Source organism: Flavobacteriales bacterium (assembly GCA_016124845.1).
Lineage (GTDB): Bacteria > Bacteroidota > Bacteroidia > UBA10329 > UBA10329 > UBA10329.
Map to the genome: position 1 here is coordinate 222,206 of WGMW01000009.1, position 13,186 is coordinate 235,391.

Sequence of the window (13,186 nt, forward strand, 5' to 3'; positions counted from 1 at the left end):
AAGTCTAAAATCTGAGTTAAAATCCATGGATGGAAGTTTAGGTCATTTCAGAGCAACTCAACAAAGAAGGCAGGAAAGACGGTCCAATAAACAGGCTCATTTCACGCAAGATGGGAATCTTCATGAGCATCCGAACGATCACAAATCAATTATTGAACCCGATATTTCAAAGGAGGAATTAGAAAAAATTAAGGCAGAAATCAGAATCAATAAACAGAAACACAGAACGCGTGAACTCGTGCTTTATGTATTTGTGAGTGTGGTAATTATTGGAATTGCATTGTGGACCATCCTCTAAAAAGTAACTGAACCCACGAATTGGAACCATACTGACTTTTATGAGAGAAATAAAATCACTTATCGTTTTGTTGTTTATGCTTGAAACGGTAAGTGTTTCAGCCCAATACAACCCGCTTTCTCCACCAAACACGTTCCGTTCGGCAGATAATCCGCTGTACTGGCAGAACCGCGAACATGCTTCTGATTATTGGCAACAGGATGTGCATTATCGCATTGCGGCCAATGTTGATGAGCAGACCGATATCATCTCGGCCAAGATGGAGTTGAGCTATTGGAACAATTCGCCCGATACGCTTTACGAGGTTTTCTTCCACCTGTACCAGAATGCGTTTCAGCCAGGTTCTTACCACGACCTCTTGGATGAAGTTCACGGCCAAAAGAACCGTTTCGGGAAATACGAGGCTGACGGAAAAGGCACCGAAGTGCTTTCGCTAATGATGAACGGCCAGGAAGTGAAGCAGGAATTGGACAACACCATTCTGCGAATCATCCCGAACAAACCGATTCTTCCAAACTCAAAAACAGAGTTTAAAGTCGTGTTCAAAACCTATTTCGACCAAGGTTCGATGGAACGAAGAATGAAGAAATTCTCTTCTGGGGATTTCACGCATTTCGATGGCGTGCATTGGTATCCACGCATTTCGGTCTATGACCCGAAATTCGGTTGGACAACCGACCAGCATCTCGGTCAGGAATTCTATGGTGATTTCGGAACGTTTGATGTGGCGCTGACTTTCGCCAGTAATTACATCGTTGAGGCAACGGGGTTTCTGCTAAATCGCGAAGCGGTTCTACCAACTGAATTGCGCCAAAAACTCGACCTGAAAAACTTTGCCGATAAGCCGTGGGATGAGCCTGCTTCAGAGATCATTCCTTACGACACAAAGGACCACAAAACATGGATCTTCCATGCAGAGAATGTGCATGATTTCGCCTTTACGGCAGACCCAACTTATCGCATCGGTGAAACGGAATGGAACGGCATCAAATGCATTGCGCTGGCGCAGGAAGGTCATGCTTCGGGTTGGCAGAATGCTGCTGAATACACGGCCAAAACCATAAAGGCATTCTCCGAAGGTATTGGCATGTACAACTACCACAAGATGATCGTGGCCGATGCGCAGGATGGCATGGAATATCCGATGTTGACGTTGGATGGCGATGAAGACCCGTATTACCGCGGGCTGTTGGTGCACGAGATCGGCCACAACTGGTTTTACGGTCAGGTTGGGAACAACGAAACATATCGTGCTGCCTTGGATGAAGGTTTTACGCAGTATCTCACGGTTTACGGAATGCGGAAAATCGATGGCGACACGGTGGTTACGGAAGAACCCGAAGGTTGGTATCGCAGAAAATTTGAGAAGCCCGAATTGGCCATTGATGATGAGATCTACTACGGTTTCATGCGAAGCGCCACGCAGTATCGCGACCCGCAACTGAACACGCACTCAGACCAATTTGAAAACAATTACATGCACGGCTATGGCCACGTTTACTTCAAGACGGCCGCCATGCTTTACAACTTGGAATACGTGTTGGGCGACACGCTTTTCAACCGTGCGATGCAGTTCTATTTTGATGAGTGGAAATTCCGCCATCCATATTTCGATGACTTCCGAAACGCCATTATCCGCTACACGAAAGTGGACCTGAACTGGTTTTTCGATCAATGGATGGAAACCACCAAACACATCGATTATGCTGTGAAGCGAATCCATAAATCAGAGGAAGGCGCGTACAACATTCGCTTTAAGCGAAAAGGAGACATGCAGATGCCGATCGATTTTACGGTGGTGGACAAGAACGATAGCGTGCATCAATTCCACATTCCTAACACATGGTTTGTGAAGGAAACGGACGCGACCGTACTCCCAAAATGGACAGGTTTCGGTGATTTGAACCGAACGTACGAAGCCGAAGTGATCGTTCCTGATGGCATCAAACAGGTGATGATTGATCCGAGCACACGGTTGGCCGATGTTTACATGCTGGACAATACCAGCTACACGCCCCTTTCGGTCGAATTCGACCATCAGGTTTACAACCGTCCCAATTGGCGCAAGTACGAACTCTCTGCCCGACCCGACCTGTGGTACAACGGCTTTGACGGCATGAAATTCGGGCTGCACGTGCATGGCGAGCACTTCAACACCAACCATGTTTTCAACGCGTATCTCTGGGCCAATTCGGGTTTTCTGCAATGGGACATTCCGAATAACGTTGAGAAGAACCAGTTCATGCCCGTGAACTTTCTGTTCGATTACCGCACCTCGCTGGCCAAGTATTGGAAGAACAGTCAGGTGGATGTTTCGGGGCGCGTGCTGGACGGACTTTACAATGGCGAGGTTGGATTTCAGAAAAAAACGAAATCGGAAAACACGACCTTCCGTTTGTACTTCCGTGCGCTTTACAGACACAACGACCGCGACATTGCCTACCTCCTGAACCGCGATACTTGGAACGCTGGGAAGTGGAACAACTCGTTCAATCTCGACATCAAACATGTTTATCGCTACCAATCTGGAAATGGCGAACTGAACATTGGGCTGAGAAGCAGTTCGTTGGGAAGTGACTACGATTATCACCGACTGAAACTGGAAGCGAAGAACACCACCAAACTGTGGCGACTGATTCTGAAAACCCGTGCGTTTGCCCAACTCGGAACGGGAAGCAACTGGGCTCCCGAATCACAACTTTACTTGGGCGGAGCAAACCCCGAACAAATGATGTACAACAAGTTCATGCGCAGTTCGGGAATCTTCCCTTCTAAGTGGGCAACATTCCAAGAATCAAGCAATCATCTGCAGTACGGAGGCGGTTTGAACATCAGAGGTTATGTCGGCTATCTGGCACCCGAAAGTGTTGGAGACGGTGTGGTGCTTGCCTACGCGGGAAATAGCGGAGCTTCCATCAATGCCGAACTGGAATTTGACGAGATCTTCGGACTCAAACCTTGGTGGACGCGCAATTGGCTGGATATTGACACCTACATTTTCGGAGACCTCGGATTCATCAGCACCAACAAACCCAGCGAAAAACTGGCCTTTGCCAAACCACGTGCCGATGCTGGTCTGGGCGCATCGCTCACTATTAAAAAATGGGGACCGTTGGACAAGGTAAAACCGCTGACCATCCGATTTGACATGCCGTTGTTCCTGAACCGAACGCCCGCATTGGACCCGAATCCGTGGGCGTTCCGCTGGATGCTGGGAATCAGCCGAGCATTTTGATTTTGGAATGACGGTTGACGATTTTAGATTTACCATTAGCAAAACAGACATTATGAAAAGAACACTCAGCCTTTCAATCGTTTTCTCATTATTCATTTTCTCTGCCTTCGCGCAGCGCTCTACACCTGTTGGCAAATGGAAAACAGTGGATGACAATACTGGGAAAACCAAGTCCGTAGTGGAGATCTATGAGAAAGGCGGAAAGCTCTTTGGAAAGGTTTTGGAGCTTTTCGATCCCGAAAAACCAGATCCGAAATGTGAAGAATGTGCCGCAGATGACCCACGTCACATGAAGCCGATCGTTGGATTGGAGATCATCCGAAATATGCAACAAGATGGCACGGAGTGGGAAGATGGTGACATCCTTGATCCTGAAAACGGAAAAGTGTACCGCTGTAAATTGTGGGTTGAAGAAGGGAAACTGATGGTCCGCGGGTACATCGCGTTCCTGTACCGAACTCAGACCTGGCTGCCAGCCGATTAACTGTTTCTGTACGCTTCGAGCAACATTTCGCCAACCTCGTTATAACCGAATTTGGTTTTGAAGGATTCGGCAATTTCCTGCTTTTCGTATCTGTTGTGCATCGCCTGCACAATCGCGTCTTTCCACGCAGCAACCTGATTCTCCACCAGAATTCCGTTCGAGTCATCTATGAGTTCGGGAATGGCGCAAACGTTGGATGCCACAACAGGCGTTCCGCATTTCAACGCTTCAGCGATCACCACCGAGAAGGTCTCATACTCTGAACCGTGCAGAAATAGGTCGGCCTTTTGGAACTCCTTGGCAATGGTCTCTTTGGAAATGAACCCGAAGAACTGTGCGTGCACATCATTCTGTAAACAGAACTTCTTCAGCTCGGGAACTCTGTCGCCATCACCGATAATTCCCAGAATCACAGGTTTGTCCAATTCTTTGGAGGCTTCGGCCACGGCCTTGATCAGCAATTTCGGACGTTTGATAACGCGTTTCGTGCGGTTCCATTTGGCCGCCATCACGAAGTAATAACTACTTCCGATAGCACTCGGTCGGAACTTGAACTCATCGGCAGAGACCACATTCGGTACAACCGCCAGCTTCTCTTTATGAGCAACGAATTTGGCCGTTCTTTCCTTCAGAAATTTGGAGACCACAAAGATCTTCCGCGCGTTAGCGTAAGCTTCCTTGCCCCAATTTCGGAACAGATTCTTCTCGAAATAATAGGCCAGATTGGACCAATGCTCGCTGATGTAGAACGGCAATCCGTTCTCCTGTGCCAAACGGTTTCCAATGGCTCCAGCGGGATGGATGACGTGCGAATGCAGCACATCAAAAGACCGCAGATCGACCTGCGCTTTGCGCAATGCTTTGCGCACCAACAAAAGTTGAATTGGGTAAAACGTGTAGATCAATTTCCACAGTGCTCCTGAAAGATCGACCGTAACCACGGGAATCCCTTCCATTTCGGTGCTACTTACCGTATTTCGGATCAGACCCTTTCCTGATTCCACCTTTACATGAACGATGGTGACGCTTGCGCCCACGCTTTTGAGCGCTTTTGCCTGTTCCAGAATGAAGATCCCCTTTTGCGGATTTCCCTCCGTTGGGAACCAATGGGTAAAAAACAGCACTCGCATCACCTTCCGAATCGTTTTCTCACTGCCTGCACGAACTCAAGTGCATCTTCCGACAATCGCAAACCTATTGCCACGGGAACAAAGATGACCACAATGATGAGTGATCGTAAGAGGATGTCCAGAATCAGCTCCTGTTGAGGTAGAAATGTGCTGACGAAATAGGCAACTCCACCCAAGGCAATCGTTACCAAAGACCTCCACGAAAACGGCCCGAAACCGAACTTGATCTTCAGGAATAGATACTTGGCCAGATTGAATGCCAGCAGCGAAATTCCAGTCGCAATGGCAGCTCCCACAATTCCATACATCGGGATGAAGATGAGGTTGAGTACAACCGTTACAACCATCAAGGTGAGGTTGGCATACGTATCGAATTTGAAGTACTCCGAAGTGGTGATAATACCGCCATTCACTCCGAAACCGACATCGGCCAATCGGGCAAGTCCAACGAAAAACAGTACCCACTTTCCATCTTTATATTCTTCTGGAAGAATCTCAAACAGGTTGGCTTCATTGGCCCAAATCCCCACAAACAGAAGCGTTCCGATCAGCAACTGGTTGATGGAAGTTTTCGAGTAGATGTTCTGGATGGTCGCATGATCTTTGCGTTTCCATGCATCGGAAATGACAGGCACAGCGATATTGCCGATCGCATTCCGCGGAATGTTCAGCAACGCCACAATGTAGAATGCAACCGAGTAGAATGCCGTTTGATCCAGACCGATCATTGCCCCGATCATGATCACATCGATGTTCATCAGAAAAAGTGCGCTGACGCTGGAAAGCAGCGTGAACATGCGATAATGCCTGAGTTCGCTTTTCAGCTCTGGCGTGAAGAAGCTTCCATCTACGCCTAAACTGAAGTTGCCAATGGCTTTGAGGTAAACGGCCAAACCAATGGCGAGCAGTCCGTACTGAGCAATGAACAGCTGCATAAAGAGTTCAAAATCGATGAGCTTGAAATAGAACAGAACGATAAGAGTGGTTCCCAACAGCCTGAGGAAAACATCCTTGAAAAACACGTTCACCACCGAGTGGTAAAGTGCCCGAGTGTAGTTGGTAAAGATGTTAAACAGTACCTCGAACAACAGAAACGGGAACAGCAGGTAGTAGAACTGAACGAAAAGCTCAGACTTCTGCTCATAATGCTCCACGATCCAAGGTTTGGCCAAAAGGAGAGCCACTGCCACCACTGCGGTCCCGATCAATCCCCACATCAAGACCCAACCGAGCAGACCGTGCTGCTGCTTCTCATCGCCATCCTTGAATCTGGGAAAGAAGCGGATGATGGCATTGCCGAGTCCGAAAAGGGCAAACTGACCCGCTATACCGATGAATCCTATGAGAACCCGCGTCAACCCGAACTCCTCTGGCTCAAAGAACTTGGGAAAGAGCCACGCGACATTGATGTAACCCAGCACCACTCCCACATAGGAAAGTAGCGAGGTCTGAATGCTCTGTTTGCGGATTACGCCCATTTCCCGCCAAAGGACGTAAATCGCTGTTGCTTATTAAACCGGATTCGCTAAAAACAGTTAATTGTGGCGGTACAGGGTAACCGTTCCCTTGTAAACCTTGGGCTCAAATGTGTTGAACTGCCTCAACCTGAACTGATACACGTAGAGACCTTGCATCACGCGATCATTGCTGCTCATGTAGTTTCCATCCCACCACTTGAGAGGATTGTCTGTTCTCCAAATTAGACCTCCCCAGCGGTCAAATATTTCGAGTTCATAACTCTCAACCTCATAATTCAGCCCAGCTGGCCCCCAAGTGTCATTCTTTCCATCTCCGTCAGGAGTAAATGCATTTGGAACATAAAAAGTGAAAAATGGATCGACCTCCACATAACCGTAGGTCGTGTCAATGCAACCGAAACCAGACTGACCGTACGCTACGAGCATCACCAAAAACACACCAGCAGTATCGTATGAATGTTCAGGATTCTCTTCATACGATGTCGCACCATCTCCAAAATGCCATTCGTACGAACTGGCTCCTGCGCTTTCATTATCAAACAAAACCAACGGGTCAATAAATTCCACCGGCTTTGACCTTGTATAGAACGCAGCCAAAGGAGGATTCATCACAGGCACCGTTACCGAACCGGTCACTTGGTAACCATTTGCATCTTGAACCACTACAGAATATGTTGCAGCCGACAGAGCATTGATCAGATTTGTGTTTGTAACCGTGTCAGTAAAAAAATGTGCTGAGTCTGCAATTGAATTCCACATGAAAAGATACGGAGCCGTTCCTCCGCTGACCTGCACTTGAACGAACCCTGTATTCCTGTAACACGTATCCATCCCCGTTTCGAATTCCAAAATCAATTCTGGTACTTGGGTTGTATCCTTAACGAATCCGGCCAACCCACCGCTGTTCATTCCCACCCACGGTCTATTCAAGTTGTCTATATCAATGGTCTCAATGTAATTGTCAGGCAGGGTTGAATTTGTGATATCGTAGATCTGAAATGAACTTCCATCATATTTGGCCACTCCGCCATTGACCGTCCCCAGCCACAGGTCTCCATTCTGATCTTCTACTAAGGCGGAAACATCATTATCCGGAATTCCCGAGTTGGAGGTAGTGAAATCGGTGAGCGTTCCTCCGCTCACCATTGTCAATCGCGTAGTGGATGCCAACCAAACGTTTCCATCAGAAGTTTGAATGACAACACGACCATAATCGCCAACGTTATATGTTGTCCAATTGGCCCCATCAAATTTGGCAAATCCACCACCTGTAGCCACCCAAATATTTCCTTGATTGTCTTCAGAAACATAATTCACCCAATTGTGTGGTATTCCAGAGTTTCCGGTACTATACAACGTCCAGTTAGAGCCATCGAATTTGACCAATCCAGAGTTGCCCGCGCCAGCCCAGATATTGCCAAACTGATCGGTGGTCATTCCCCAGCATTCTATGTCAGGCATTCCAGAATTGGAAGGATTATAATCGACAAAAACGTTATTCGTGGTATCGAAAGAGAATATCCCATTATCCTTCGTACCAACCCATAGAATTCCATTCGGAGCAAAAGTGAGGGTTCTCAACTTATCCGATGGAATCCCAGAATTGGCGGTGGTGAAAGTGGTAATGGTTTGACCAACGACCTTTGAAAGACCTCCATTAAATGTGGCCGCCCAATGAACATCAGTAGCCTGATCGTGCAACAGAAAATAAATCCTATTGTCCATCAATCCTGAATTTCCAGTTGTGAAAATGTGCCAATTAGGTGGCTGTTGAACTTGCGCTTTCGATGCTTCTGAAAACCAAGCCGAAAAGACTACAAAGAGAAAAAACGTTCTAAGCCTATACAACATTACAGAAGGAGAACACATAACCTGTTAAAGATAAACCTTAACAAGCTCTCTTCAGGTTTCTTTTTAATGAACGAACCATTTGAGGTAATGAATGGATATCTGAGAGAATGAATGATTTCTTTGGCCACACTATTCACACATTTCACCTCTATTGGAAGTATCTCATTTTTCCACTCATCAAGGTTGACGGAAGATACACTTTTGAACTTCTTTCCAGACGTACTGTTGCCACCCCATTGTTCTCCGAGATGGCTCGGAAAAAGCAGTTTTTCATTGAACGGTATTCCTATGAACCCTGCAACTTCTTGCATGACCCGTTCTGTATCCGTTAGGATGTCTTCATAGCGGACAACCAGGTAATGTTCAATCTGTTTCGGGTTCTCTTCCAGATAGTGATAACTGTTCTTAATCGTCTTGACCATGCGATTGAGCAATGGATAACCAACACCAACACTCTTGTATTTGCGCAGCGAAACGAAATTGGCATACGGATTCCGGACAATATGAATGAATCTGGCCTGTGGGTACATCTTAGATAACTCTACAGCAAATTCAGCATTCTCCACCGACTTCTCCACTACACGCTTGTTGTCATCTAAGTCTCCAAGCCCCAAACATTGGTGAACGGCCGACATGTACTTTTCGAAGATCACGGTTTGAGTATCACCCTCTTTCAGGCAAAAATGTTGATTGAATGCATCAACATTCAGTTTTCCGGTAACGAACGTATCTCCCATCGGATCGACAGCCTCATTCTGCAACTTGATCCAGTCTTTGAAATTGGACTCAATCTGTTTTATGGAAAGTCCTTGCTTCTTATTCTTTCGGTATTCATAATCCACATCCCAATCGGAAAGCTGAAACACATGTGATTCGAATGGGATCACAAACAGATCGGGATGCCCACTTAGCATATTCCGAAGCATAGTTGTACCAGACTTATGCGCTCCTAAAATGAAAATGGGTTGTTGATTCATTTCAATGATTCGATTGTCCTGATCAGTCGCTCCGTCAAACCTTTCCTCGAAAACTGGGCAATCTCACTTTTATCACCAATCAAACTCGCATCACCTTCAAACAGCAATCGAATAGCCCGCTTCATCCCCTCAATATCATCGCGTTCTACGATCATTCCAGCATTGGTTTTTGAGAGTACGGTGCCGATGTCACTTTTCTTTGGGCCGATGGCCAAGATGGGTCGGCCAGATGCCAGGTATTCGAAGAATTTGCCGGGGAGAATTCCTGTGGCGTTGGGAGTATTGTTGATGCTTACCAATAAAACGCGGCTGGAACGCTGATATTCCAACACTTTATCGTGCGAGACGTAATCGATGCGTTCCCAATTCGCTGCAAGACCAGCTTCCTCAATGGAAGCGGCCACGCTATGGTCGACCACCCCAACGGTTCTGATCTTCAGCGCTTTGGCAAACTCAGCATTTTCGGCTTTCAGTTCAGCCAATGCCTGCCACAGTTTTGGGTGATTACGGGCCGGTGAGAACGTTCCGATGTGACTGATGCTGAATTCCTTGTCCAACGGTACTTCCGTTTCTGGAAAGTCTTCTTCATCAAATCCATTGGTGATGGTTTCGACCGAACTGGCACCAAGCGCGCGCATCTCTTCGGTCATGGTGTACCCGATGGTGACCACTTTATCTGCTTTTGTCAAAACCTCGCGCTCCAACTGGCGATGTTTCCTATCCGCCCATTTTGTAAGCATGAGTTCCTCATAGAAATCAATATTCGTCCAAGGATCACGAAAATCTGCAATCCACTTCACACCCAGTTGTTTTTTCAATTCCAACGCAATGAGATGCATGCTGTGCGGAGGCCCCGTGGAAACGACCGCATCGACTGGGTTTTCCCTGAGATATTCAGTAAGAAAACGAACCGATGGTCTGATCCAGAATTTCCGTGCATCAGGTATAAAGAAGTTGCCACGAACCCAGACCGAAATCTTGTGGAGAAGTCCAGGCTCTTTCTTCTCCGACACGAACCCAGCCCCGATCTTTTTGTCCTTCTGACCTAAGAACTGACGGTACCAATTGTACGGTTCCCAGATCGGTTGTTTCAGCACTTCCACCGCTTCGGGAACATCTTTCATCAACGACTCATCGATCACAGGGAATTCTGGATTCTCTGGCGTGTAAATGATCGGCTTCCAGCCGAACTCAGGCAGATATTTGGCAAATTTTAACCAACGTTGTACACCCGCACCGCCACTTGGTGGCCAGTAATACGTGATGATGAGCACTTTTTTCAAAGCGTTCAGTCCTTTTTAGAACGGGCATCCAGCACAACTCCGCCAATCACGAACAGTACCATCAGTATAGAGCCGGCCAAGGAAATCTTCTCTCCCGTGTAATAGATCCTCGGTTCAAATTTGAACTCGACCACATGTTTCCCAGCTGGAACGATCATACTTCTTAGCACATAATCGGCTCGCCAATGAGGCTTCAGTTCGCCATCCACATAAGCGTTCCATCCATTAGCGAAATAGATCTCTGAGAACACCGCCAATTGATCTTTGGCCGCCTCCGTTTCGTACTTCAGGTAGTTCGGTTGATACTCGAGGAAGTAAATGGATGCCGTACTATCGACCGTTGGTTGGAAACCACTCAATTCCGATTCGAAACGTTTGTCAATGACCGCCACTTCTTCTGGATTGAAATCGTTGCGATTGAGGTAAGAAAGCTCCTGATCGGCATTGTCGACCAACGCTACATCGCTAACGAACCACGCATTACCCAACGCCAGCGGATTCCGTCTTACCGAAGGTTTGCCAGTTGCTCTGTCGGGCGTGATGAAATACTTGGTATTGAGCATGTTGAGCACCGCCAAATTGGTGTTGCTGATGCACGAATCGATCAACTCCTGATAGCGTTCCAACTTGGCTCCGTGGTAACCACCGATCGACTTGTGGAAATACGAAGTTTTGGAATCATTGAACGTATTTGTTGCCAAATTGATGACGCGGAAATTCGGGTCTTTATCGGCAAGGATCTGCTTGTCCGCATCGGTCGGTGCGATCACATTTTTCGCTTGGCTCTTCCTCACGAAATCATCTTCACTCAAGTAACGTTGATCCACGTTCCAAAGATCGACCAGCACCAGCACCGAGATGAGAATGCCGGCAACTCCAGCCTTCAACTTGTTCAAATGATACACAAACAACAAGGCTGCGGCAAGTAGAATAAGCACCAACGATCGCAGCGCATCCGATTTGAGAAGTGCAGTACGATCTTCCTGAAGTGCATCCAGCAACCAATCGTATTTGGTGCCGATGAGAGCCGCATCGGTGTTACTCATAAAATCCAAGAACATGCTTGGCGCCAACCACAGCAAAAGACAAATGCCGCCCGAAACTCCGGCAGCGATCATAAGACTTTTCTGCCGTTCGTTCTTGTCCGTCATTTCGAAGAACGACTTGAGACCAAGCACCGCAAGAATCGGCAACACAAGCTGCGCGATCACCAAGGTCATTGACACCGCTCTGAACTTGTTGTAACCGGGGAAATAATTGAAGAACAGGTCGGAGAACCACGCGAAATTCGTTCCCCAAGAGAGCATGATGGAAAGCACAAAAGCGATGAAAAGCCACCAACGGTCGGAGGTTTTCACAACCAGCATTCCAAGCAAAGCCAAGAAGCAGATGATGGCTCCGAGATATACCGGACCTGAAGTAAACGGCTGTGCGCCCCAATAAGCCGTGGTCTGCTGCTGCAAACGTCCCAGTTCGTTGGCTTCCTGCTGTGTGGTAGGACGATGCGACACAAACGCTTGGTACGTGGCCGAATTCTCATCCATCAGGAAGGACTGCATGCTGCTTCCTCCCATGAAATCAGGAATCATCAACGTGAACGTTTCACCCACTCCGTAGCTCCAGCGCATGGCGTAATCCTTCTCCAAGCCAGAACTTTCCTTCTTGGCGGTGAGTTCAGACTTGCCACGCATCGTTTCCTTTCCGTAATCGGCTGTGGTCCAAAGCGAACCGAAATTCGGCCCGACCGCAATAATGGCAGCTACAACCATTAAACCTGTTGCCTTGGCAAAATTTGGCAGCTGATTGTTCTTGATGGCATCTACCAATTTCACGGCTCCGAGCACAAGAATGGTCAGCAACAGATAATAGGTTATCTGAAGGTGATTGGTGGCAATCTGCAACGAAAGGAACAACGCCAAAAGTGCAGATCCGAGCAAGTATCTGCCACGATACGTCAGCAGAATGGAACCAATAACAGGTGCCATGTAGGCCATGGCGTGTGCCTTGGAATTGTGGCCAGCCTCAAGAATTATCACCGTGTAGGAGGCCAGACCGTATGCTATGGAGCCAGCCAGCGCGTAACGCCAATTCACACCCATCATCAGGAACATGAAGTACGCTCCCGCCAACATCAAAAACAGATAATTGGCCGGCTGCGGTATAGAATGGTTGATGAAATGAATGATCTTCTTTGACCAGTTGTTCGGGTACAGCGTTGAGATCTGGTACGCGGGCATTCCACCGAACATGGAGTTGGTCCAAAGCGGTTCTTCTCCTGTCTCCTCTCGGAAATCCACGATCTCTTTGCTCATTCCGAGAAAGTTCACGATATCCGACTGGATCAGCTCCTTCTTCTCCAGAATTACGGGATGCATGTACGCCAAAGCCACGATCAAAAGCCCCAATGTGACCAGCACATGAGGCAGGAATTTCTTCAGTTTATCCATGTT

9 protein-coding genes are annotated in these 13,186 nt (G+C 47.5%); 3 read left to right on the forward strand and 6 right to left on the reverse strand.

All coding sequences use genetic code 11. From position 1 onward, the window contains the following. Positions 1–25: 25 nt before the first annotated feature. Genes GC178_05075 through GC178_05085 form a run of 3 tightly spaced genes read left to right on the forward strand, consistent with a single transcriptional unit; the run spans position 26 to position 4,017 of the window. Positions 26–298, forward strand: coding sequence for a hypothetical protein (locus GC178_05075; GenBank protein ID MBI1286932.1), 273 nt, complete (start codon positions 26–28; stop codon positions 296–298). A gap of 40 nt (positions 299–338) precedes the next feature. Continuing rightward, positions 339–3,533 carry a M1 family peptidase gene (locus GC178_05080; protein MBI1286933.1) on the forward strand — a complete coding sequence of 1,065 codons (3,195 nt, stop codon included), beginning with the start codon at positions 339–341 and terminating at the stop codon, positions 3,531–3,533. A 52-nt stretch (positions 3,534–3,585) separates the two neighbouring features. Next, on the forward strand, positions 3,586–4,017 hold the full coding sequence (locus GC178_05085; protein ID MBI1286934.1) for a DUF2147 domain-containing protein: 432 nt from the start codon (positions 3,586–3,588) through the stop codon (positions 4,015–4,017). Here GC178_05085 and GC178_05090 read toward each other — a convergent pair. Genes GC178_05090 through GC178_05115 form a run of 6 tightly spaced genes read right to left on the reverse strand, consistent with a single transcriptional unit; the run spans position 4,014 to position 13,183 of the window. Beyond that, positions 4,014–5,147 (reverse strand): glycosyltransferase, encoded by a 1,134-nt coding sequence (locus GC178_05090; protein MBI1286935.1) that lies wholly within the window; start codon positions 5,145–5,147, stop codon positions 4,014–4,016. The genes GC178_05085 and GC178_05090 overlap by 4 nt on opposite strands. Next, entirely contained in the window at positions 5,147–6,625 is a 1,479-nt protein-coding gene (locus GC178_05095) for an oligosaccharide flippase family protein (protein ID MBI1286936.1), read from the reverse strand. The genes GC178_05090 and GC178_05095 overlap by 1 nt, the downstream gene beginning before the upstream one ends. Positions 6,626–6,682: 57 nt before the next feature. After that, positions 6,683–8,494 carry a T9SS type B sorting domain-containing protein gene (locus GC178_05100; GenBank protein ID MBI1286937.1) on the reverse strand — a complete coding sequence of 604 codons (1,812 nt, stop codon included), beginning with the start codon at positions 8,492–8,494 and terminating at the stop codon, positions 6,683–6,685. After that, a complete protein-coding gene (locus GC178_05105; GenBank protein ID MBI1286938.1) occupies positions 8,476–9,453 on the reverse strand; it encodes a hypothetical protein in 978 nt (325 codons plus the stop codon). Before GC178_05105 ends, GC178_05100 begins: the two co-directional genes overlap by 19 nt. Continuing rightward, the gene (locus GC178_05110; protein ID MBI1286939.1) at positions 9,450–10,736 is read right to left on the reverse strand and encodes a glycosyltransferase; all 1,287 of its coding nucleotides are present in this window, start codon (positions 10,734–10,736) and stop codon (positions 9,450–9,452) included. The genes GC178_05105 and GC178_05110 overlap by 4 nt, the downstream gene beginning before the upstream one ends. A 5-nt stretch (positions 10,737–10,741) precedes the next feature. Beyond that, on the reverse strand, positions 10,742–13,183 hold the full coding sequence (locus GC178_05115) for a hypothetical protein (GenBank protein MBI1286940.1): 2,442 nt from the start codon (positions 13,181–13,183) through the stop codon (positions 10,742–10,744). Between the last annotated feature and the right edge of the window lie 3 nt (positions 13,184–13,186).